General features: G+C 55.8%; 16 protein-coding genes and 2 pseudogenes. 9 read left to right on the top strand and 9 right to left on the bottom strand.

Annotated elements, in window-relative coordinates; translation table 11 throughout:
- Positions 1 to 48 precede the first annotated feature (48 nt).
- Positions 49 to 480, top strand: coding sequence for an OsmC family protein (locus tag AC1DJO_RS24580; RefSeq protein ID WP_477973299.1), 432 nt, complete (start codon positions 49 to 51; stop codon positions 478 to 480).
- Between the two features lie 502 nt (positions 481 to 982).
- Complete coding sequence (locus AC1DJO_RS24585) at positions 983 to 1,468, top strand: hypothetical protein (RefSeq protein ID WP_477973301.1); 486 nt, start codon at positions 983 to 985, stop codon at positions 1,466 to 1,468.
- 1,283 nt (positions 1,469 to 2,751) lie between these two features.
- Here the strand turns inward: AC1DJO_RS24585 and AC1DJO_RS24590 are convergent.
- A complete protein-coding gene (locus AC1DJO_RS24590) occupies positions 2,752 to 3,108 on the bottom strand; it encodes a cytidine/deoxycytidylate deaminase family protein (protein ID WP_477973303.1) in 357 nt (118 codons plus the stop codon).
- 334 nt (positions 3,109 to 3,442) lie between these two features.
- On the opposite strand from AC1DJO_RS24590, the gene AC1DJO_RS24595 reads away from it, so the two are divergent.
- The gene (locus AC1DJO_RS24595; protein WP_477973305.1) at positions 3,443 to 5,215 is read left to right on the top strand and encodes a DUF4365 domain-containing protein; all 1,773 of its coding nucleotides are present in this window, start codon (positions 3,443 to 3,445) and stop codon (positions 5,213 to 5,215) included.
- A gap of 473 nt (positions 5,216 to 5,688) precedes the next feature.
- Entirely contained in the window at positions 5,689 to 6,912 is a 1,224-nt protein-coding gene (gene chrA, locus AC1DJO_RS24600; RefSeq protein ID WP_477973307.1) for a chromate efflux transporter, read from the top strand.
- A gap of 57 nt (positions 6,913 to 6,969) precedes the next feature.
- On the opposite strand, the pseudogene tnpC (AC1DJO_RS24605) reads toward chrA, so the two are convergent.
- Positions 6,970 to 7,518: pseudogene (tnpC, locus tag AC1DJO_RS24605) on the bottom strand (IS66 family transposase); the annotation flags it as partial.
- Positions 7,519 to 7,591: 73 nt separating this feature from the next.
- Here tnpC (AC1DJO_RS24605) and AC1DJO_RS24610 point away from each other — a divergent pair.
- Positions 7,592 to 8,626, top strand: coding sequence for an IS110 family RNA-guided transposase (locus AC1DJO_RS24610; protein ID WP_477973309.1), 1,035 nt, complete (start codon positions 7,592 to 7,594; stop codon positions 8,624 to 8,626).
- 263 nt (positions 8,627 to 8,889) lie between these two features.
- Here the strand turns inward: AC1DJO_RS24610 and tnpC (AC1DJO_RS24615) are convergent.
- The 6 genes and pseudogenes from tnpC (AC1DJO_RS24615) to AC1DJO_RS24640 form a co-directional block, all read right to left on the bottom strand.
- Positions 8,890 to 9,888, bottom strand: a pseudogene (gene tnpC / locus AC1DJO_RS24615) (IS66 family transposase); the annotation flags it as partial.
- Positions 9,889 to 9,956: 68 nt separating this feature from the next.
- Positions 9,957 to 10,310, bottom strand: a complete 354-nt coding sequence (gene tnpB, locus AC1DJO_RS24620; protein ID WP_477973311.1) for an IS66 family insertion sequence element accessory protein TnpB — start codon at positions 10,308 to 10,310, stop codon at positions 9,957 to 9,959.
- The gene (locus AC1DJO_RS24625; RefSeq protein ID WP_477973313.1) at positions 10,307 to 10,693 is read right to left on the bottom strand and encodes a transposase; all 387 of its coding nucleotides are present in this window, start codon (positions 10,691 to 10,693) and stop codon (positions 10,307 to 10,309) included. Before AC1DJO_RS24625 ends, tnpB begins: the two co-directional genes overlap by 4 nt.
- Positions 10,694 to 11,045: 352 nt before the next feature.
- Entirely contained in the window at positions 11,046 to 11,231 is a 186-nt protein-coding gene (locus AC1DJO_RS24630) for a hypothetical protein (protein WP_477973315.1), read from the bottom strand.
- A 1,288-nt stretch (positions 11,232 to 12,519) separates the two neighbouring features.
- Positions 12,520 to 13,035, bottom strand: coding sequence for a hypothetical protein (locus AC1DJO_RS24635; RefSeq protein WP_477973317.1), 516 nt, complete (start codon positions 13,033 to 13,035; stop codon positions 12,520 to 12,522).
- A gap of 16 nt (positions 13,036 to 13,051) precedes the next feature.
- Positions 13,052 to 17,698, bottom strand: a complete 4,647-nt coding sequence (locus AC1DJO_RS24640; protein WP_477973319.1) for an RHS repeat-associated core domain-containing protein — start codon at positions 17,696 to 17,698, stop codon at positions 13,052 to 13,054.
- A gap of 753 nt (positions 17,699 to 18,451) precedes the next feature.
- On the opposite strand from AC1DJO_RS24640, the gene AC1DJO_RS24645 reads away from it, so the two are divergent.
- The 3 genes from AC1DJO_RS24645 to AC1DJO_RS24655 are packed head-to-tail and all read left to right on the top strand — an operon-like array spanning position 18,452 to position 21,513.
- Positions 18,452 to 19,462, top strand: coding sequence for a hypothetical protein (locus AC1DJO_RS24645; protein ID WP_477973321.1), 1,011 nt, complete (start codon positions 18,452 to 18,454; stop codon positions 19,460 to 19,462).
- Positions 19,463 to 19,487: 25 nt separating this feature from the next.
- Positions 19,488 to 20,492, top strand: a complete 1,005-nt coding sequence (locus AC1DJO_RS24650) for a hypothetical protein (protein WP_477973323.1) — start codon at positions 19,488 to 19,490, stop codon at positions 20,490 to 20,492.
- A 10-nt stretch (positions 20,493 to 20,502) separates the two neighbouring features.
- The gene (locus AC1DJO_RS24655) at positions 20,503 to 21,513 is read left to right on the top strand and encodes a hypothetical protein (RefSeq protein ID WP_477973325.1); all 1,011 of its coding nucleotides are present in this window, start codon (positions 20,503 to 20,505) and stop codon (positions 21,511 to 21,513) included.
- Positions 21,514 to 22,366: 853 nt separating this feature from the next.
- Here AC1DJO_RS24655 and AC1DJO_RS24660 read toward each other — a convergent pair.
- A complete protein-coding gene (locus tag AC1DJO_RS24660; protein WP_477973466.1) occupies positions 22,367 to 22,936 on the bottom strand; it encodes a serine/threonine protein kinase in 570 nt (189 codons plus the stop codon).
- A gap of 653 nt (positions 22,937 to 23,589) precedes the next feature.
- Between AC1DJO_RS24660 and AC1DJO_RS24665 the strand changes: the two genes are divergently transcribed.
- The gene (locus AC1DJO_RS24665; protein ID WP_477973327.1) at positions 23,590 to 24,117 is read left to right on the top strand and encodes a DUF302 domain-containing protein; all 528 of its coding nucleotides are present in this window, start codon (positions 23,590 to 23,592) and stop codon (positions 24,115 to 24,117) included.
- Positions 24,118 to 24,235 lie beyond the last annotated feature (118 nt).

The following is a 24,235-nucleotide window of genomic DNA, read 5'->3' on the forward strand; positions in this document are numbered from 1 at the left end:
TTACCGCTTCGATTGGCGGTGCAGATCCATCTGATGAAAGGAACAGAAATGAAGATCGTACGCAAAGGTTCGGCTGAATGGGAAGGTGGGATGAAGGAGGGCAAGGGATCCATCTCTACCGAGAGTGGTGCGTTGAGCGCGTATCCCTACGGCTTTGCATCACGCTTTGGCGACCTTAAGGGAAGCAATCCGGAAGAACTGGTGGGCGCAGCACACGCCAGCTGCTTTTCTATGGCCTTTTCACTAATTCTCGGTGAAGCGCAACTCGTTGCAACAAAGATCAAGACGAACTCGGCCGTTGCCATCGAGAGTGTTGGTGAAGGCTTTGCAATCACGTCAGCTCATTTGACGGTCGAAGCCGACATTCCCGGCGCCACGGACGAGATCTTCCAGAAGCTCGCCACGGCTGCCAAGGAGAATTGCCCGGTCTCCAAGCTCCTCAACGCAAACATCACCATGGAAGCTAAGCTTGTGAGCTGATAAGTAGATGGCGGCATCGGTGTGCCGCCATCTTTTTCACAAGCCTCTACTTGGGCGCCGCGCCTGCCTAGCGACGCCCTCTTGAATCTACTCAGTCGCCCCTTGGTCTGGTAGCCAGGACCTTTTAGGTAGAGCCAGAGGGCGTTTGAGACACCCCGATCGAGCAAAAGGCTAGATCAGCGGGAAAGCCGATAGCGTGCATGGGTAAGACTCGAAACGTTGAATCTCTGGCCCCGACTCTGCTGGAGACGCCCGTTTTTCATCAGCACTAGGCCAAACTTGGTTTAGAGAGCCTTCAGAAGGTATTGATGGCAGTTAACGGATTTAAGCCTGAACGGCCGTCCGCCTCTGACCAGTCAGCGTCGGTCATTCTGACTGACAACCCACTATTCCAATCAATGAGTATCCTGGTGGGTGCAACGGCCAGTTACAATTGGATCGACACCGACCCCTCTGCTACAGTAATCCTTGACCGACTTGCGGCATTTTTGGACAGATTCGTATGGAGCAACTGAAACGCGCCGAGAGGTACCTCGCCAGGATTCGAGCAACCTATGCCGGCACCTTCGCCCAGTTTCACGATAGGGACCAATACGAGGACGATTTGCTTTCGTTCTTCATGCATTGCTATCACGTTCGAGACTGGATCATCCGTTTAAACAAAGCCGGCGTGACAGCACGCGATGTCGACAGTTTCATAAACGCCAATCTCTGCCTCCAGCTCTGTGCCGATTTATGCAATGGAACAAAACATTGCCAACTCGATCGACAAACCAGGAGCGGAAGTCAACCTCACCTCGCTGGCAAGACTTACCAAGCGTCAACCTGGTTCTCCGGCTCCGAGGCGGGAGAGGTACTTCAGGCGAAGTACGTGATTATCACTTCCGATGGCTTAGTAGATGCGCTTCGGCTTGCGGAAGACTGCATGGAATGCTGGTCCGAGTTTGTCGCTGAACTTCAAACCAAGTTCAATCAGCATTCCGGATGACCGCGCGAACGTCGCACGAGTGGTCGCTGGTTCCGGAAACTGGCTTTGACAAAGTGGCTTCGCATTACTCACTCGTTGAAGGCACTTGTACACATCGGACAAGCTGCCTGTCATTGAGATCGGTAAACGCAGCTGCGCCGTTTCGAACGAACGGTGCAGATCTAACGCGACCGACAAGCACAGATGTCCGCTCCGCACCGGTCACTAGGTCGCTATCAGTCGCAACCTAGCGTCGCAACTAGAGGAAGTTGACGTTAATCGGCCCTGCCGAAATCAAAACTCCGTCTCGAATTGACATAAACCTCTCTCGGAACCTGTTTGCAAATGCGGGTACCTCTGCGGGTTCCAGGTCGAGATCGAGGCCAACGGCCTGGGCAGAGGCTGCGCCATAGACAAACCGTTCGATCGCCGTCCGATCGTGAGTGAGAGCGTCATCTTCATCCCAAGACCTATCGTCCCCACTTGTGGAGAGGTGCGACAAAGCCTCTTCGACCAACGCTAGCGCCATACCAAGCCCAACAGTTCGGCCGCGCTCAGTCCCCGTCCGTTGTTTCGAATATGTCCGAGTTCTTCGATGTCGATGGAATCTACGCCTGCTCTCAATGAGGGGTTGTCTTAACCCCTGAAACCATTGCTCATTCGTGATATCACGCTCATCCGCCGTGTAGGTCAGATTAACGCTGAAGCTGTCTAGAGGTCGAGCCGCCGCGATAGTCTTTAGTGTTTGCGATGAGGATTGCCGTGAGTACCGTTACCAGAGATCACACAGTGGTCTGCTTCGATCTTCTAGAAGAAACGAGATCGAGTTTGCGCTCAGATCCATGGAATGCAACCTTAAGAATATTTATCACAGGCAGTAGACTTTGTCACAGGTGCCACAAGATGGGCCCCCATTCGGTTCGCCTCTTTTCTTACTAAAATTCAATCGACCGTCAGACATAACTTGCGGCCGACAAAGAGCTGGAGGACCATAAGGATTCAACCAATGACCACGGGTCAGGAACTAACATCGTGATGAAATTCAGTGCAGCCACGCTCTTGGAGGCTATGCTCAACTGCGAAAAACGAAAAGATTACGTTACGCTGAGTGGGCACATAATCTATAATGGACCCCGGGTAGTCGAATGCGGTGATCCTGATCTCGTACGCGAATTCGGCAGGTTGATTGTTCGAGCAGTACCCGCTTGGCGTCACGAGGCTAAGCACGGACAAGGCGTTCTGCTCGATCTGTTTAACGAGCAGAACATCAGCTGGAAAAACGAGAAGACTTCCGATAGCTCGACCTAGAGAAGGTCGTACTTCGTGGCTTCTGAAATCGCGTAATCGGTGGCGTTAGAACCTATTTCGAACAGCTTGTTCCTCAGTACGGCGCTTGGTCCAATCACCAGGTAAGGGCCTTTGCCGTCTTCTTGTGATAGGACGTGGTGCGTGTCTTCCTTGCCGAAGGTCTCCGCGATCACGGTTTGCAATATTGGTGTATTATGCTCGAGTTCGTTCCCCTTAAGATGCTTCGGGCTCCTGATAAACCAGCGTCGCATTTCGGCAACGTTATTGAAGCTATCGTCGTAAAGCTCGTTCTCGATAAAGAGCCGCAACCCATGACCGAGGGTCTGCGGCATGCGAAAGATTTGTAACGTCAATGTTTCTGCTCCAATTTTCAAAACACATTTCAGCCAGTCACGATGACTTCAAATCTGTCACCGACTCACCCTTTAAGAGTTCGGGCGTTAACGATGTACAAATACTTGGCGCCGTTCGATAGAACGGTGGCAGCCATTCACACGAGCAGCTCGGGGCGGCACCTCTACCCTCAGCTGGTATAACTGCTGAATTGGTCGTCACCGGGGTGTCGTCCCAACCGTCTCGCTAGGTCTCGTCGAATGGGCTGTTTGAACTTCTAGTTAGATCGAAGGCACTGCGCTTGGCATGCCTCTCTAGATCGTCGTAGTTTCCACCTCGACCGTGGAGATTCTCATGCCTATCCGATCGCGTTCCCATGAACTTGAAGACGAGTCTATCGATCGTTTCAAAGCCTCTGTTCCTCGGCGCTGGGTATGCCGGGAGAAGGGCCGCGACTATGGCGTCGACATGGAGGTCGAAATCTTCGGCGAGGATCGCACCGCCACGGGCCTGATGTTCTATGTGCAACTCAAGGCGACCGATGACATAAAGCGGGAACGGAAGATGCCTATCGAGGTCGACCGCATCAGGTATCTGCAGAGCCTGGAACTCCCAGCGATCATTGTCAGATATTGCTCCGCGTCGGATGGGCTGTTTTGGCTATGGGATTTTGAAGCTTTCAGTCAGGCCAACCCTGATGCGGCATCGGCAACGATCAAATTTTTAAATGAGTGGACCAAGGAAACGCCCGAGAAGCTTCACGCGGTGCTGAAGGTGATACGGCGCCTTAACGAGAGACGATCGGGCGAGCGTTTTGCGCTGTCGGCGAAATATGTCCTTTCCTACAGTTCAGAGCTAGCGGCCGCACAAGCGCTGAATGCTGTACTGGGACAGCTGTCCTTTATCCAACAAGTCGACGACGACAGCCGAGTGCCTATTGAAGTATCTTTTTTCGCCGATCACATAAGGATCGCCATCGGGCGCGGTTTCGTTGATATCGAAATCCAATACGATGCCACTCGCACCCGTCAGATTCTGGCTTATGCTTTCTGCGCCGTTCTATCTCGTATTGGTTTCAACGACCGGGCAGCCAGCGCCGCAAATTATTGCCTCACCCTTGGCGATGCGGTCGACGTGGTGCCTCGAGAGCTATCGATCTATGCCTGCATCGCATTGAAAGGCGAGCCGCTCAAAGCAGCCAAGCTTGCTGTTCTTGCTGGGATGCACCATCATCAGGATCCCATCTTTCTGGCATTTACAACCGAGCTTCTCACGGGACACGCGGCAGATCGGTCGGAGATCGCTGCAGCGATCCAGGAGTTCTATCTCCCCGCGCTCGCGCTAGCTCCCACGGATGATACCAGGGCTGCAATTATGTATTCCATGGGGAACGTCAGGGCGAACAATCAGCAAACCGCCAAAGCTCTCGAGGCGTTCAATGCCGCTCGGAAGCTCCGGCCGAAGTATCTTTCGTCCGATTACTTTTTTAAGGAGTTAGGAGGAGTGTTGTTCGAGCGCGGGCGATACAGATGTTCTGCGATCGCCTATCGCCGTTCCGTTGAACTCTCCGCCGAACCCAATGCGGTATTTTGCCTTGGCGACGCTCTATATTTTAGCGGTGAATTCCTTGAGGCGTCTTCCTTTTTGAATTCAGTCGCGCCTGCGGAAGACGTCGGCTTCGCACCGCAGGCGCGACTGAAGAAAATACTGGCCGACTGGTTCATAGAGGACGAGGTCATACAACGACCCGGTGATGCCGATGCGCTCTCCCGGCTTGCGGACGAAATACGTACCGCTGAAGGAAAGCTCCCGGCAATCCTTGCGGCGGCATTTGCGGCTCGCGGGAACGCATATTTGTGGTCCTGGGCGATCCATTTTTCGGTGATTGTAGCTCCGCATTATTTTGTCTCAGACGTCCTCGTTTGTGCTCAGGAGGCTTGCGGGTCAGACGCCTATGCGATGTGTCGGGAGCGCATTCTGCCAATGTTCGAGAACGAGAACGAACTGGAACAAATCGACGGCCTTCATGCGCAGGCCAGCGATAGGGTAACGGCGCGGCGACCGCGGCCCTACGTCGCGCGACTGCTGGGAGAGGAAGAGAGCATGGTTTTCGAGAAGGATTTGTAGTTCTAGTGCTTTGCTTGGCACCTGGACAACTTGCTCGTTGATTGGTTCGGTGCTTAGCCCCTACCCCGGGCCGCTATCTATCCGTTGCAAGCAACCTGGATGGTAAGCGATGTTTCCCTCACACAGTGACCAAGCGCGGTAGGACTTCCCGGAGGCAACCACCGCAACATCGGCGGCTACAATTTCGCCAAAGGTGGACATCAGGATGGTGAAGCACCGAAACAATGGCATGAATCATATCGTCCACATGCGATGAGAGCGATCAGCTCGCTCTGCAATGCCCTGATATCTTACATCTCTCCGGGACCCAATCTGCTAGTCGTCGACCCTTCACGCGGTCGTCACAAAACTAAAGCAAAGCACTATCTTGTTTCCACATCGAAATTTGATTGGAGGCTATACAACGTAGCTCTCGATGGAGTTGCAGCTCTGGAACAGAGAAAGGGCGAAAGATGTGTGTCGTGAAGTCCTCAATGGAAGCAACCTTTAATGGAGGGGATGCTGCCCCGAAGGGGACTGCTGGCGAAGTGTTTACTGCTTTCCTCAAGCTAGGCCTGACCTCCTTCGGCGGCCCAATCGCTCACCTCGGCTACTTCCGCGATGAAATAGTTGTTAGGCGGAAGTGGCTCGAAGAGAAGGATTATGGCGACCTTGTCGCGCTCTGCCAGTTCTTGCCCGGCCCGGCTTCCAGCCAGGTCGGGTTTGCACTTGGTCTTCTGCGCGGTGGCCCGTTGGGCGCTTTCGCGGCATGGGCAGCATTCACGCTGCCGTCGGCCATCATCCTGATCATCTTCGCTACAGCCGCAACGGCCCTCGACAATCCGCTTGGACAAGGTCTGCTACATGGTCTGAAGCTCGTGGCTGTGGCCGTTGTAGCGCAGGCGGTATGGGGAATGGCAAAGTCCTTGACCCCAGACCAGCCGAGAATAGGCATTGCCCTCCTTTCAGTCGTTGCGGTCATCTTCGGCGGTATCTTCGGGCAGCTCGCGGCCATCGTCATTGGTGGCCTTCTCGGCCTCGTCCTATGTCGAGCCGCTGCCCAACAGACCAGAGAGTTGATCGCGTTCGGCGTGTCCAAGTCGGTCGGCATCGTCTGCTTGTTTGCCTTCCTCAGTCTTCTGTTCGCTCTGCCCATTCTCGCCGGGGCATTCAATTCCAAAGGCCTGAATCTCTTCGACGCTTTCTATCGTTCTGGCTCGCTAGTGTTTGGTGGTGGTCACGTTGTCCTGCCTCTCCTTGAAGCGGAAATCGTGAGACCGGGCTGGGTTTCCGATAGTTCGTTTCTGGCTGGTTACGGCCTTGCTCAAGCCGTTCCCGGACCGTTATTCACCTTCGCCGCCTATTTGGGGGCAATCACGTCCCCGACCCCGAATGGCATTCTCGGCGCAGCGATCTGTCTCGTCGCGATCTTCCTGCCGGGTTTCCTCCTGTTGGTAGGCGCTCTCCCGTTCTGGGGCAGCCTCAACCGCTTTCCTTTAGCTCAAGCTGCTATGCGGGGCGCGAATGCCGCTGTCGTGGGTGTGCTGGGTGCCGCCCTCTATCACCCAGTCTGGACAAGCGCTGTGCTCACCCAGACTGACTTCCTGCTGGCGATCACGGGGTTTCTGATGCTGGTGATCTGGCGGACATCGCCTTGGATCGTCGTGGTCTTCATGGCTGCCGCTGCTACGACCCTAAAGCTAGGCGGTCTAGCGTGACTACTTCACAATGAAGGCCTCTGTTGCTTTCGTGTCCGTTTGGGCCGATTGGAGACTTTAGCGGTTCGACCGCCGCAAATAATTCCACGGCATCAGCGCATCGATTTGGTTTTGCTTGTGACCGTTGACAATGGCGGCAAGTGTGGCGGACAAATAGGCGAACGGATCGACGACGTTGAGCTTGCAGGTTTCGATGAGCGAGGCGATGGTTGCCCAGTTCTCTGCTCCCTCGTCGTGCCCCGCAAACAGAGCGTTCTTCCGGTTGAGCGCTATCGGCCTGATGGTTCGTTCGACGGAATTGTTGTCGATCTCAACGCGGCCATCGGCCAGGAATACGCAGAGCCCGTCCCAGTATTTGGCGATATAGGCCAGCGCTTCGCCAAGCGGCGACTTGCCAGAGACGCGGGCACGGTGATGCGTGAGCCAAGTCCGCATGTCCGCGATCAAAGGTGCTGACCGCGTTTGCCTTCCGGCCAGTCGAGCGTCGGCGTCGAGACCGCGCAGCTCTGCTTCAATGCGATAGAGTTCGCCGATCCGCTTCACGCCGTCCTCGGCAATTGGTGTGGAACCGGTGCGAGTGATCTCGACTAGCTTGCGCCGCGCGTGATGGTATGGACGCCCCCTTCCGCCGGAGCCAGCCGCGATGGATGATGGAGGCGTATCAACCAGGAGATTCATCATGGAAGCTCAAGTCAGTGTTGTTGGTCTCGATATCGCGAAGTCTGTTTTCCAGGTTCATGGTGCAGATGCTGCCGGTAAAGCCGTCATCCGGCGCAGGCTCAAACGTGAGGAGGTAGAGGCGTTCTTCAGGAAACTACCGCTGTCCCTTGTCGCGCTCGAAGCATGCCCTGGCTCCCATTTTTGGGCCAGATTGATCCGTGACATTGGTCATGACGTTCGTCTTCTCCCGGCACAATATGTTCGCCCTTACGTCAAGACCAACAAGAGTGATGCCGCTGATGCCGAAGCGATCTGTGAGGCAGTCACGCGACCGACGATGCGCTTCGTACCGATCAAGGAAGAGATGCAACAAGAAGTTCTTGTCCTTCATCGCGTCAGGGAAATGCTGATCCGTCAACGAACCCAACTCATAAACTCGATCCGAGGCCATCTTGCCGAATTCGGCATCGTTGCCCCGAACCGCGCCCACAATATCGGCCTTCTGACCAAACTGATCGAGGACGAAGAATTCGATGAGCTACCGGCCGTAGCTCGCCACGCGTTGCGTTATCTCGTCGAGCAACTGAGGGAAGTGAAGACGAAGCTTTTCCGCATAGATCGGGATCTAATCCGAATCGTAAAAGGAAGCGATGCCTGCAGGCGATTGATGACAATTCCTGGCGTCGGTGTCGTTACGGCGACAGCTCTGGTCTCCTCAATGAGAGAGCCGTCTGACTTCAAATCGGGCCGACATTTTGCCGCCTGGCTTGGGCTCGTCCCAAAGCAGCACTCGACCGGAGGCAAGGAGAACCTCGGAGGGATCAGCAAACGAGGCGATGGCTATCTTCGAAGGCTCTTGATCCACGGTAGTCGTTCAATCATGCGTTGGCGCGGCCGCTCCTGGACATGGCTTTCGAAGCTCAGGGACCGTCGTCCTGCAAATGTTGCTGCGGTCGCGGTTGCAAACAAAACGGCCCGTATCATTTGGGCGCTGCTGATGTTTGGCGGAACCTACGGGCATCCCGGAGATGGCGCGACAATGAGATCGGCATAAACGCTGAATTCGACCCGCACTGGTCGATGTGGTTGCGAGGATAGAAAGCAAATGATGGCAAAGCCGGGCTAACCGGGAACCAGCAGAGCCCGTTGGGCGCATCGAACTTCGAGTTCGTGGTGCGTGATTGGGAGCTGGTTTGCGGATCTACCATCAAGGCCGGGGCCGCAGGGTGCGGCACGCTAAGAGGCCGAATAGATGACTGCAGCCGCAGGTTCGCCAGAATTGCTCATTTACCCTTGCAAAGTCGGGGGCGTCCATAGATGCGCCCAGCAAGAGGCTAGCCGGATGTCGGGACCGACACGATCCGCTGCGATCAGCCGGTTATATCCCGCGTAGCCGTCGACCTGAAGGACGCCTGTGAACCCTTGCAATATCCGTTCGGCATGCTGTCCACTGCGACCAGGAGCATAGGTAAAGGCTACACCAGGCGGAGCACCTCCACCCCATGGCCGATCATCACGGGCCAACGCCCAGAAGTACCCGGTTTTAGTCTTGCGAGAGCCAGGATCGAGGACTGGCGCACGGGTCTCGTCCATGAACAGCTTGGTCGACCGCTTCAGGTCGGTGATCAGAGCATCGAAGACCGGGCGAAGCTCGAATGCCGCTCGGCCGACCCAGTCGGCGAGCGTGGAGCGGTCGAGATCGACGCCCTGGCGGCTCATGATCTGGGCCTGTCGGTACAGCGGCAGGTGATCGGCATATTTGGAGACCAGCACATGCGCGATGGTCGCCTCCGTCGGCAACCCGGCGTGGATCAATCTTGCAGGTGCTGGAGCCTGGGCAACACCATCGGTGCAGGCACGGCAGGCATATTTGGGACGACGAGTAACGATGACGCGGAATTGCGCTGGGATGACATCCAGCCGCTCGGACACGTCCTCGCCGATGCAATGCAGGCCGCCGCCACAGGCGCAGATCAGACTTTCCGGATCGATGATTTCCTCGACGCGAGTAAGATGAGCGGGAAGAGAACCGCGATTGGTGGCACGGGGTTTAGACTGCGGCTTCCCAGAGGGGTTATCGGCTTCATCTTCGGCATGGATGGAAGCGATGGCCGTTTCCAGGTCCTCCAGTGCGAGATCGAATTGCTCGGGATCGGTCTTTTCCGATTTACGGCCGAAGGCTGCTTGCTTGAAAGCGGCGACCAGCTTCTCCAGATGCTCGATCCGGTCATCCTTGCGAACTTCACGCGCTTGCGCCGCGATCAGCATCGCCTTCAGCGCAGCAATATCGTCGGGAAGATCGGCGGCGTCCAACATGCCCTAAGTTTATCAAACGCCGTCAAGCTTCGCCGGAAGAATCCGCCGACCGAGTCATCGTGCCGCATCTATTCAATGGCGTCCGGCGGTCTCGCCTCCACCGTACGAACCCGACGCCAGTCGAGGCCCGCAAACAACGCCTCGAACTGAGCGTGGCCCAGCGTCATCAAGCCGTCCTTGATACCCGGCCAGGTGAAGGTGTGCTCCTCCAGCCGTTTGTAGGCCATCACCAGTCCGCTACCATCCCAGTAGATCAGCTTCAGCCGGTCTGCTTTCCGTGACCGGAATACGAAGACCGTCCCTGTAAAAGGGTCCTTGTGCAGCTCGTTCTTGACTAGGGCCGCCAGGCCATCGTGGCCCTTGCGGAAGTCAACAGGCTTTGTCGCCACCATGATCCGGACCCGGTTCGATGGAAAGATCATGCCGGAATCGCGCAGGCACGCGCCACAGCGGCGATCCGGGCGGCAGACGCGCCTTCTTCCAGACAAATCGTGACCGACCCAACGATGATCTCGGGACGGCTAGCCGTCTTGACCTGCGGTTCGGAAACAGGTGGTTCGACGATCACCGCTGCGAACTCCACCCCATCCTCAGGTGCAGGCAGAATAAGCTTGCCCTGCCGCGCCATCGTCCGCCAAGTCGACAGACGGTTCGCCCGCAATCCAAACCGTTCGGCGACCTCATTCACCTTCGCACCGGGCCGAAGACTTTCCGATACGATCTGCGCCTTGACCTCGTCCGGCCAATGTCGGTGGCTCTCACGTCCAGACTTCCTGGTTGTGAGAAACTCCAATGTAGTCTCCATGGAGAAACTCCCGTTGCTTGTCCATGGAAAGCCGATCACAGATCAGGGCGGCGAGGACAACGTGGGGACGGAACACCGGTTACCCTGGATGGGCTCCAACGCTTCTTCTGTTCGGCGTCTGCGAATGAATTTGGACCGAATAATGCAATGAACTCCCGGACAGTCTTGGTGCCGTCCTCGCAATCGGTTCGCCAACTTTGGACGGTTTTCGCCAATTCGCGTTCTACGCGCTCTTGCATGTTACGCGCAGCAACGAGACCTTCGCGAGTTCGTAGGTCAACCGACTTAACCATCTCCGTAGTCAGCTCTGGGATGGCGACCCAGCTGCGTACGCCAAAAAGGAAACGGTAGACTACAAAGCCTGGCGCATTGTCGGGGCGACGAGCGCCACATCAAACGCCAAGGCGTTGCGGGACGCCACCAACTCGATGGAGCGTGTGTCGAAACATATGACCATGCCGCTCGGTATAATCGCCTCCGATTGCTCGAGCTCTCGAAGCTCGGGGCCGATCATCTGATATATTGTGGTTTCTTCCATATGCAGATGGCCTTAGCAGTCATGTCTTTCATGTAACAACCTGAAAACTCTATCGGCGGAAGTAAATTTTTGGCCCACGCCGTAGGCATTTACATGGTCTACTCCGGCTCAGCCGGCCGGTCGGCCTTTTTCTTCCGGATCAGATTCTTTTGCGCTGCAATCAATCACGGGTTTGAGAAACGGACCCGAACTCTTCGCATTGCTGGGCGTCAATGGACCGCGATTCAGCATCACCCAAGTGGAGTTTGCAATTGATTTTGTGAAGGTACGTTCGCACCGACGCTCCTCGTGGCGGTGATCAACAATAGCGACGGTTGCCTTCCTCCGTAACTTCCGATTATTACTCCATCTCAGGTTGATTCTCCGTCTACATCCACAGAAGCAAAACTTGGGAGGCAACCGCGGCGGTGGTTTCACATCAAGTCACAGTCCTAAGATAGAAGTCCTGTCSGSCCCTGAGCGCCGCCGTCGCTGGTCGACGGCRGAGAAGCTTGCCATCATCCAGGAGACATATRAGCCGGACGCAACCGTRAGCATCGTTGGGGGGCTATCAAGTTGCCGTCAGACGCGATTAACACAGCCTGCTCGACGCGAGCTTTCATGACTTCCAGAACTAGATGATTTAGTGCTGGGTTTGTGAGATCGCTGACCATGGCATAGATATCATAGCTGTTTGCAAATTCCTTAGTAGGGTCAGCCGTACCTCGGTGAACAACATCAAGGCCGAGCTCCTCCAAATATTCAGCTTTTCGTGCTGAGGGACGTGAAACGCCCTGCAGGAGGGGTACAGTCACAACTACCACCGGGTTAGAACTAAAAATGTACGACGAAATTTCCTTGAACCGATGGAGGATTTGCCCTCTCTGTTTTCGGAGATCAGATGGCAGCTCTCCACCGGAAAGAGCATAGGATCTCGTCCATTGTTTCTTGGAGCGCTCCGCAACCTCCAGCCGAGCGGCTCAGTTCCTGGGTAATATCTTTCCAAGGTAGCCTGTGCATTACGCCACCCGCCGGAAGACGTTTGGCTAATCATCGGGATTTTCCCCTCGTTGAACCAATCGGGACGAACCGATTCACGGTTTCAATTTTTTCCCACGGCTTTTGGTTTGGCCACCGCTTCCATTCACTACCACCGTGCTTTTTCCGATCTTTATCCTAAACCGACCCAGTATCGGATCTCTATAGGAACCATGAGAGGGTCGACCGACATCTTAACTCGGTCCACACCTGTCCGTTGGATATAGCAATCATCGACCGCACGCGCAGTGGTCGTCGCGATGGTGCCCATTCAAGTTGTAAAATAGGAGGGTACTTCAGACATTTGCGGATCTAGCGGATGAGACATCACATATAGTTGTGAGTCCAGCACGCCAACCAGGCGTCCGGGAGCCTGCTCCGAGCAGACATATAGGTGGCTGCCGAAGATAGCACTAAAAAAAATCAAAATTGATAGTGTGTCCGAAAGGGTGAGATCGTTATCGGAACTTAGTCTAGCACCACCTGAGAATTCAAATCCGGCCACGCTTGAGCCGATAATTGCTTCAACTACACGTCGTTGACGAGGCTCAAACACGTTGGAGTCGTCAAAGATCACGATGTAAGAGTTGCTAAGTTGCAACCAACTGCACGCCTTTTGGGCAAAGGTGAGAAGCTCTATCCCCTTGGGGGGCGCTGCGACCTTGGACCAGACAAATTTACTCCCATCGGAAAGCCGGACGCTGTGCCAATCATGGAGACGCAAGCCGATTTCCTGCAATGCGGAGGTGAGAGCCTCGTCAGTCAGCGTCTCAATTTGTACGGCCATCTTTTTCCTCCTGTACTCAGTATGCGGGCGAACTGTATAAGAAGGTTCCTAGAAACGCACCGGCTGGCGTAGCGTACCGCACGAATGGGAACGGCGCTCCTCCACCAGGGTTTCCCGGATGTGCCTCCTCTGGTGAGATACCACCACCCCGTTGATTATATCGTTCCCAAGGGGTGTTCGGTCCTTTTGCTTTCCAGTAGCCTTGAGATCCTGGGGGGCCGCCCTCGGCTTCCGGAGGGACCCAGGTGCAAATGTCTCGCCCCCCGGGTTGAGCCGGACCGAAGAATGAACCGGGCCGCTGACCCGGGCCCGCGGGCGTCCAAGGCCCGCCAGGAACTGTACCATTTGGATCCAATGGTGCCAAGCCATAGGGGTCTGTCTTCGCGAGCGGATTGCTGAGGACATACTCATATGAATTCTGTGTGGATAGGGAATTGAGGCCGCGAGATAGAGGGTCTCTGCTTAACCAACGCCCATTCTGAGCGCTGTACGGACGGAACCAGGAGAGATCGACGTCAATGTCTCCGGTCTGAAACATACCGGCATAGGTCAGGTCGCTGATTTCTGCCTGAGAAACTAGTGGCACACCCCACGGATCAAAATCTTGCACGCTTGCTGTGATGCCGTCAAAGGTTCTGCGGACCGAACCAAGTTGATCTACTCCATAGTAAATCGAAGCAGCAGGATTTCCCGAATGGAATTCGCCTTCCGGCAGATAAGTCGACACCGCCGAAGAATTTTCATCGATGGATTGGCACAAGTCGTTCCCGCACCAAGTAATTTTCGCAACAATATTCTGATCTGGCTGCGTGATGTCGTTCGTCTTAACTCTTCGACCGAACCCATCGTAAGTAAATTGCATCCCACGTGCGGAAGATACTCGTGACACAGCGAGGAGCCGGTTCTCTGCGTCCCATTCGTATGTCCGTTCACCATCGGACAACATATTGCCATTGGCGTCATAGCTATACGATTGCCCCGAAACATCACCAATCTCGTTGACGCTGTTGAACGTGACTTTCTGCGCTGCCGGATCAGGTTCGGCCACCGTCGCATCGCTGCTCTGTGTAATTCCCGTGATGAAATTCTCTGGCGATGTCTGGAAGGTAAAATTCGTAAACTCCCCCGCGACGAGACCGGTGTTGGCTATACCGGCCAGCCGACGATCGTGAACATTGTCAAGATAACTCCACGTGGTCTTCAGATTAGAGGTCATCGGCAGCAACTGCCGGACCGTCAACTGGGGCGTCTGGCCGAGATAGCTAAGCTGAAAAGCGCCGAGATCGCTTGTGTGGCCGGTCACCCTCCCAATATCGTCATAGGCGAATGTCTCCGGTCCACTACCGGAAATCTGCCTGGTCCCCAGCCGGCCGAGCTCATCGTAGTTGTACGAGATGCTATGTGAGCACCCGGTCGCGCCAGTCGCCGTAAAGCATTCCTGTTGAAGCTGCTGGGCGCCGTCATCGTAGGATGGATAATAGGTGTAATCCGTCCGGCCGGTGCCGTCGGTCATGAAGGAAATGCGATTGAAGTAGGGATCATAGCCAAAGGCCACATTCGGCGTCGGGTTCACGGCATTAAGATAGGTGATACCTGTCAGATTGTCGTCGATGGTATAGCCATACTGTTTCGTCTGGCCGAGCGCATCCAACGCGCTTTTAAGTCGGCTGGTTGCATTTTCATATGTGTAGGCAACGGCGGTGTTGTCGGCGTAGGTCTTGGACGTCAATCGATCCTGTATATCATAGGACCAAAGGGTGTTGTTTCCCTTGGGGTCCGTCAGGCCTACCAAATTTCCGGATGGATCGTAGGACAAGCCAACCGATTGACCCAAAGGATCGATAACGCCCGTCAAGCGCCGGTTTGCATCATATTGATACTTCCAAAGACGCCCTTCGCGATCTTTGTAGGACGAAAGATCCAGCCGATCGTAGGTGTAAGTCGCTTTGGTGCCGTCGAGATAGGTGACCTTCGTCAGCCGATCCGCGGCATCATAATCATAGGTAACCGTCCAGCCTTCAGAGTCGGTAGAGGTGCGAACTCTCGCGAAGGGGTCGTAGGTATAACTCGCAGCCGTCGCATTGTTCGCATTCGTGATCGACGCGAGGTTCGCGTTGGCATCATACTGGTAGGCAGTCTTTTGCCCGAGCGCATTGGTGCTCGATGTCAATTGTCCTGTCTGATTATATTCAAGGGACGTAGGCCTCCCCGCTGCATTGACATAGAGGGTCGGTCGGCGCTGCTTGTTGTAAACGTACTGGGCAAGCGTCGATCGGGTTCCGAATTCGCTTGCCTGGCTGATCGAAGCAAGATTGATCCCGTCAGTGTATGCATAGAAGGTGGATCGACCGGCGGGGTCAGTCTCTTGAACGAGATTGCCGCTTGTATCGTAGGCGTAGCGACTGATCTGTGAGCTACCGTCATCGAGGACGCGACCGACCGCTGTCGGCTTATCGTAGGTTCCGCCGTAGTTCGCTTCTGTCTGGCCCGGATAGGTATACCAGACGCGGTTCTCAAGGGGATACTTCTCGCTCTCGACCGCGGTACCTTTGATCGTCGAATTCGGCATATGAACAAAATGGCGCAGCCGGGCCTTTGTATAATCGCACCCGCCATTATCAGCGCAGCCGGCGGCGATGTAGGCGCTCTTGTCCCAGTGGAAGCTGTTGCGGAAGACAAGATAGTTGTTCATCAACGGCATCGGCATGCCGACGGGGACAGTTGCGGTAGGTTCACTGTTCGGAATCGGTGCCGGCTCGAGCCATTCTTCCCGCTCCTTGTTCCCGAGGGGATCTGTAACCTGCGCGAACCGGGGCGGGGCGGCCGTTCCAGGTGCCGTATACTTAAAGCGGCTGACGCCATAGGGCGTTGTCAGACTATCGATCAACGAATTGGCGTCGTAGGTGAATGCCGAGGTTAGCCCGATAATGTCAGTGATCGAAGCCAGGCGACCGAGATCGTCATATGTCAGCTTGGCGCTTCGTCCAAAAGGATCGGTTATCGCGCTCACCAGCAATGGGCGACCAGACACGGCGTAGCTGAACGTTGTTTCTCGGCCAACGGCATCCGTTATCGAAAGCAGACGGCTCTGGCCGTCATAGTGAAGGGAGGCTGCATTCCCATGGGGATCAACGACCTTCGTCAGGAAGACCTTTCGCGGGAACGCAGTCGAACCATTTGACTGCTCATATAACTCGAGGCTCCCGTCTCGCAGCTGTCTTCGATATTGAACCGGCGACTGCGATGCTAGTGAAAGAACGGAACCATCTGTATCTTGAGCCGCGAACGTCCGCCGCGCGGGATCATAGCCGATGTAGTAAAACGCCCCTCCCTCTCCCATCACCCTGGAGACGTTGGCTCCAGGCATTGTCGGGTCGTCAATCACGTAGCTTGACCAGCTCAATGACCACTTCTGCCCGATATTAAAATAATCGAAATTTGCTGGCTGGCTGTCTTCACGCTGGTTATAGCTGATACGCACCTTCATCGACGGACCGAGTGGCGGAACATAACCGACTGGCGTATCCGTGAGATTTATGCTGACGCTCGACTCTTTGATCCCGACCACACAAAGCGGGCATGAGGGATCCGGATTGGCGGGAGTGACACTCGGGAAGTTCGGAGTAGGCTTTTGAGGATCCTTGTTGGCAAGTTCGTCGCCGGCGTCCCCTGCCCGCGTCTGGTTGGTTTGACCCTTGCCGCGGACAAGGGCCGCTTTTTCTGAGGAAAGATCCGACCATGAGGTCGGAGGCGATTGGCTCCACGGCACGAGATAGCTACCGCTCGCCTCAGAGTCCAAGGCGGCCTTGGTCACCCAAAGGTCGGAATTTGGGAATACCGCGTCGCGCACATGATACCGGCCATCGCGTTCCCCGGTGATCGCAGCAAAGTGGCCAACCTTCCAATGGACGACCGATGGTATCGGCACGGCTTGCCCGGGCGACCGGCTGACCAGCCGATAGCTGAACTTCAGCTTGTCCGCCAACTGGGCCAGCTCTTCAAGCGACGTGCCGTCCGGGCCGGGATTGTAGTATTGAAGCAGATTGAGAGCCTCGGGCTTGACGCCCTCCGAGACCATCAAAGCTCGTAGCGCCAAGGGGCCGCAGTTGAACAGGTGCCCTGTGCCGGCCTTGACCATCATCAAGGTTTCGCGTGCGGTCTGTATCGTTTCGGTCGCTGGACCTGAAACCTTTCTATCGCCGAGCCCGTCAAAAAGGCGCCCGAGCTCGTCCATACGCCCGAAATTCGCGTTGAGGTTTGCAAGCTCACCAATCGCTCGATCGGCAAGCGCACGCGCTTCCGGGGAAGAGGCGTCCCTGCCCTCTTTCCAGGCGCTGCTCCAGGCGTCCAATGACTTGGAAAAATATCCATCGTGAAGATAGCTGTAGCCAAGGTTGGCCCAGAGGGCTGCCGACCATCCACTGTCAGGATGCGCCGTGAGATAACCGGTCAGTGCCGAAACATCAGAACTGTCGGGGCGAACCCGAAACCGATCCAAAGCAAGCCGAAGGTCGCGATCCTCGACGTCGGTTGTCGAGCGGGCCGCGACCAGGGGCTCGCTCAGTCCTGGAGCAATCCGAATAGAACCCGGTATCGATTGGGCACTCGCCGCCGTGGATGCGCACAGGAAAATTCCGACAATCGCTGATCTAAACGTCAACATGCGGTCGCTCTTTCATTTAAAGAATTTTCTTGCGAGACGATCGGGCCGCTTACGAGCCAGGCGCCCACATGACACAGCCCCACTTCGCAGCACCCCACAGCTGATTGGCGAAGCCTTTGGACCAATCCGCCTCGCCCCATTTCGCCTCACCCCATAGCGGCGGATCCGCGACTTTCGTCGCGCTGTCTTGAGACGTGCGGTTGCCGTTTGGGTCATAGGCCCATACCACGCAGCGGGCCGCGTTCTCGTATAGACCCGTCGTGAGGCGCCCATTGCGATCGTAACCGAAGCTGGAGGTTTTTGTATCTGCCAACGCTGGGGAAGCACACGTCATAAGTGCTGCAACAGCAATAGGATAGAAGCTCATACGCACAATCATGAGAAGCATTCCCGGTAGCTCGACTGCACAGATTGCCGAAATTTCCGTTGGCAATAACGCAGATAAGGAATACACAACGTCCCGCCGAGCCGAGGTTTCGAATAGGAACTCGCCCCGACACCAATACGTCCTTTATTTTGCATGCCGACGCGTGAAAAACAATCAATAAAATCGCGGAATACGATACATTGTTTTTTATAACCAAGTAAATCCCACCGATTTACTGGGATTTGATAAAATTTAATTTATTTGTTCTCAGTATGATATGAGTTTAAAATTTTTCTATATTGACCAGTGATTTTTGCCGTGCGATGAAAAACGCACCTTATGCCTGCATTTTCTGATCGCCCGGTTCTGCTCAAGGATTTCGATCTATGCAACTCAAGCGCACTTTTGTTGAACGTGCGATACTGTCGCTCTTTCTTGCTTCGGCAATGGCGGGCTCGGCGGCGGCAGCCTGCGCGATCCCGAATGACCTGTCGAACGGCCAGACCGCGGATGCAACTGAAGTCATGGAGAACTTCTCCGCACTGATCACTTGTGCCGACGCACTGGCGCCTGCCGGCCCAGCCGGCGCGGTACAGTTCAAAGGCGCGTCCGGAAACGTTGAGGGTGTTCCTATTACGGCGGGCCAACTTGCTATCGGCTCGACGGGCGCACCTCCTCAGGCTGGTTCATTGGCTGCCGGACCCGGGATCGCGATCCTACCAGGTTCAGGAAGCCTGACGATCAGCGCATTGGGCAGCAGCCCGGGCCCGGGCGTGGATTGGTTGAACGAGAATGCGGTGACACGGCCGCAAGCCTCGAGTTTCACTCTCGTCACCAGCACCACAGCACCGACGGGAGCAACGCTTCAAGCAACGACGCGGGGAATGGCCCTCCGGTCGTCGGCAAGCGCATCAGGCACCGGTTTAATAGCGGAGACAGCGACACCGGCTGGCGGCTGGCAGGCAACGGTGTTGGCCGTCTATTCGGGCTCAATGTCAACGTCCGGCTACCCGGCGATCGTCGTGCGGGATACCAGCAGCAACCGGGCCGTCGAGTTTGGAATATCAGCTGGAACCCGCAGCCCCTTTCAATTCACCTACAGCAGAACCGCCGGCGGTAACGGCCTCGACACGATCCTCAGTCAGACAGGCGCAAATGATGTCGGTCTCCCCCCGCCGTCCCAGCCCGTTTGGTCGCGTTTGGTTTACGACGGCACGAGCTTTATCTGGTCCTACTCGCGTGACGGTGAGAATTTCGTAAAAGGATATACAGTCAACGCAAATGATAACCTCACAACGGCTGATCGGGTCGGACCAGGGACGTTGTTTTCCCAGTCATCGCACGCGGATTGGCCGTCGGCCTATCACATCCTCTCCTGGAGCTTAATCGCGCTCTGATCGTGCGCTCATTACGAGGTGTTTCATGCCCAGAACCGCGTTTTCGTTTGCCGCCTCCCTAGCGGCTGGCATTTCCTTCTCGACCTTAGCCCTTGCTCAATGCCTTGTTCCAAACCCGTTGACATCCTCTACCTTGGCCGACGCGTCAAAAGTGATGGCAAACTTTGATGCGCTTGCGACTTGCCTCGGCTATGCAGCGCCAGCCGGGGCACCCTATGGCATACAATTTAATGCGGGCAGCGGGTCCTTTGGGGCCATTGCGCCAATGGTAAATGGCCAGTTGGTAATTGGTTCGACGGGAAACCCGCCCCGGGCCGCGCAGATCCAGGCGGGCGCCGGGATTGCAATCGCGAACAGCCCGGGCGGGATAACTATCTCAGCAACGGGCAGCGGTACGGGCTCCAGTGTCGACTGGCTTAACCAATCCGCGGTCGTGAAGCCAGTTGCCGCGAATTTTACGCTGCGAACCTCGACTCAAGTGCCGGCTGGCGCCGCCTTGGCGGCAACAAGTCGGGGAATGTTGCTTTCGACTACCGCGACGGCCGATAGCCGCAATTTGATGGCCGACATGCCACTACCCACAGGGCACTGGCAGGCGACCATGCTCGGGGTCTATTCTGGGCCCATGAGCTCTTGGGCTACGATTTCGATCGGCCTGAGAGACACAGCTGCCGCTCGTGCAATTTTCTTCGGGGTCGGCGCTCAGAGCGACACAAGTACGCGCTTCGAATATTTCAAGTCGGCCGGGGGTGTCGGTTTGGATAATTATGCCGGGGAGTCGGCGCAGACCGATCTCGGTTTCCCCTACCCCACCGAGCCGGTCTGGTCACGCCTGACCTACGATGGCACGAATCTGGTTTGGGCATTTTCGCAGGATGGCGAGAATTATTCGACGGCATTTACCGTCTCCGCGACCGATTGGCTAACGAACTTGAGTACGATTGGACCATCTGCCTCCTACGGAGCACCTACAAACCCCACTTGGGGTTCGAACTTCCACATCCTCTCCTGGAACCTGACAGCAATCTGAGGGCAAGCACGTGAGCGCGAAAAAATTCAAGTCCTTGACGGGCATCGCCGTTTCTTCGCTCCTCGCAATGGCGGGTGCAGCTTCCGCTGCCTGCGTTGTTCCCAATGTGATCAGCAATGGCACCATTCTCGATGCCGCCCCTGTTATGTCCGACTTCTCCTCCGTTGCGGCATGTGCTGATCAGACGGTTCCAGCCGGCGCCCAAAATGCGATACAACTGAACGGTGGCTCAGGAAGCTTCAGTGCGGTGGGGCCTCTCGCCAACGGCCAAATCCTGGTGGGAGCGCCTAGTGGTCCGCCGCAGCCGACGACGCTCACCCCTGGGACAGGTATTGTAATCTCGAACGGCCCGGGGAGCATCACCGTCTCGACGGCGGGTACGCCTAGCGGAGGCGGGGTCGACTGGCTGAATGGGTCCACGGTTGTCAAGCCGACGGCCGGGCAGTTTTCACTCGCCACAAGCTCTACGTCCCCAACGGGGGCAGCGATAGGAGCGACATCGCGAGGTGTTAAACTCACGTCCACGGCGACCGCCGGCGATTTCACGGCTATGATGGCTGAGCAAAACGTGCCTGCCGGAAACTGGCAAGCCATCATGCTGTCTGTCTACACTGGTACTGTTGCGCGATACGTCGTGCCCGGAATTGCGGTGCGTGACACGTCAACCAGTCGCGCGGTTCAGTTCGGAATTGGGGGCGGTGATGGGGTGCGAAGGTTCGACTACCAAAAGACAAGCGGAGGGAGCGGGTTCAATTCTTATAGCGGCGATTCCGCGGTGCTTGATCCCGGACTGCCGCTGCCGAATGAGCCGATATGGTCGAGGCTGACTTTCGATGGGAGCAAGTTCACGTTCTCGTTTTCTCGCGACGGCGAGTTCTTCATACCTATCTATTCCGTGTCAGCGACCGATCACCTGACCAATAAAAACAAGATCGGGCCGGTCGTGTTCTTCAACCAGCCATCGCATCAAAACTGGGCGACGACATTTCACGTTTTGTCATGGAGTATAGAAAGCCTTTGACTCAAGCTTCGTTAGCGAAGGGTCTCGTCAGACGGAATCGAGATGAGATCTATTGACCTAAATGAAAGCCGGGATGGGTCGGACGTCTTGCTTGCCGGTACGCGAAACCAGGTGATAGGGGTAAAGGGTTTTATGGCCCGTCTCGGTGGAGAGGAGTTCATTGGCTTCCTTCCGACGATGTCGCTTATCGAGGCGTCATTCAGCGTTTGCCCCGCTTAAGCAACAAGTGGGCGCTGCCTGGCGACGGGTTGAGCGCCCATTGTGCTTTTAAGCCAAAAGCGTTTAAGAGGCTTGCGTTTATCAATCTTCGGTACATGACGGTGGCGGACGGGCAATCAGAGGCAGTCCCCCAAAAAAGGCTAAGCGTCTCATGGTTGGGGAGGCTAGATCGGCGTTGAGATTCCTCCGTCGATATGCCACCAAAGGTTGAGTGGTGGTATGATTTCGGTGGGGGACAGGATGCTAAACTCGCGACCACATGGTCTCAGTAGGCGGTGAGATCAGCAAAGCCTCACAGATCGCTTCGAAAGCCACGCCTGCGCTACCCCGTGCTGCTGAGGTGTCTAAGACGAGACGGTGTCCTGCCGTAGCGAAAATCTCCCCTACTACCGCAGCGCCTGCCCATGGTTTCTCGCTTCGTCCCTTTAGGAACACGGCCGTCGCGGCCAACAAGCCGCACCTGCAGTTTAGGAGCATCGTCCATGATTTGGTGTCCACCTGTTTTTGGTGGACACTTCATGCATCAGAGCACTGCGCTTCAGAAGGCGCATAGAAATTCGCGCTTACTAATAGATCACCTAACCAAGCGAATAAACATCAACTGCCGCTTTGACATCCCTCCTGCCGCTTTTCTCTAGCTCCGGGCTATGAAGTGTGCCGGACCAACGACCTCACCCGTTTCGGTGTGGCGGGGTTGGTCTCCAATGTACGCGATGCCAAAATCGGCCAACCAAACATCATGCCCATTGCCTGGAAATAAAATGTTCTCAGGATTTACGTCACGATGAATCACCCTGACTTTGTGACCGGAACGCAGCGCATCGGCTAACCTAATGGCGACGTCGATAGTGGTCTCAGGGTTATATTGGTATCGCAGCTTACGCTGAGCCAGATTGCCGCCCTGAGCAAGGGGCATTACGATGTAATGCTTGGTCATCTCGGGGTCGGTCGTCGCGGTAAGCGAGTGGTCCAAGATCCTTATGATATTCGGATGGTCACAGCGCTCGACACTCGCAATTTCGCTTTTGAAACGTTCATGTCGCTCAAAGTTGGTCACGCGCTTGAGGGCAAGCTCACCCTCATGTTCGCCGGTTAAATCCGTGACCCTATAGACGTGCCCCTGCCCCCTTGTCCCTCGCGCGTTTTGTTTTTCGCTTTCCAGCGGCCGCCGTAGGTCTCTTCTTTTGCCAAGTTCGCACCCGATTGCTTCTTACTTAGCTTCGGATAGGCGTGCCTGATTAACAGCTTGCTACCGCGCTTTGAATGGAACGCGCGGCGGTTAATGGATGATGAGGTGGGCCGGACAAATTCTTGCACTAAAGCGAAAGCCGACCGGACGTTTGTTAGCCTCGCCGGGCCGAAAAGGCCGCGCCGCCCGCGATGGCCAAGTGTACAAGCTCCCATCATTTCGAACACCGCGTTTTCCAAAGTTAAACATGGGATCCAAGCTAACGGGGCGAGGCGCCTGAACCATTCAGAACGTCGCTTTGAAAAGCCCTGGAAAATAAGGCTTCCCTCACGAGGCACTGAGAAGATTCTAAGGGGCCTCTCTACTGCTGTCCACCGGCACGGCTGAGATCTCTTTAGGCCGTGCGTAGCGGCTAAGCTATGTCACGTCCATACGAAAATCCGGATTGCTCACCAGCGGACAATTATGAGCACATCAATCTCGGGCAAGTGCTCTTCTCGGAGCCGCTCTATAGCTGCTTCGACAGCATCACCCGGCTTTCGCAAAACAAGAGCTTCCAACAAACCCTCCGGCCGCTGCGGGTATCGCGCTCACCAATCAGCGGGAAGGGGAAGAACGTCTGAGAGCTATACGAATGTATGGGGTGCGAGAGGGCTTCGAAATAGCGGATGATTTCGGCAGCTTTAGGTAACCAAGCGGAGTATCAGATGTCAGTCTCAATCACCCGTCACGCTTTGACCGTGGAGCACGTGACACTCACCTCCCCAAAGCCCTTCCTGGAGACGGCAGCAGCACTTGAACGGCAAATTCCCCATGTCGATGACGGCATCTGGGAGCGGCTGGAGAATGGTGAAGCGGCTTCAGTCCGAAAGGAATTGGAGGCCGGGGGTCCGCTTTTCATCTTCATGAAGCGGGACCATGGAAGCACAGACCAGATGATCGACTATCGGCGAAACTGCTTCCAGTACGAGATAGGCAATCCCCTGACGGCTTCGAAGATGACGAGCAAGGTGCTGGCTGCCGGACAATATGCGCCGCTTCGTGTCGTTTTGTATGAAGGCTCCGGTGGTGGATCGGTATTCGAATACGACCTTCCGTCAAAGCAATTCGGCCAATATGGAAACGCCGAGGTCACCGCGATCGGATTTGAACTGGACACCGAGATCTATAAGGCTCTGATCGCCGCTGCGGAATGACGCGTGGATGGAGCAACCGGTTTCAGTGCGGCACGCATAAGGCGAACTGTCAGCCTATACCTGGGTATAGTTCGCGCGGCGGTCGTAGAGGTCTATTTACCCCGTCACAGACCGGCAG

This window comes from Rhizobium sp. 05N430, from assembly GCF_056396985.1.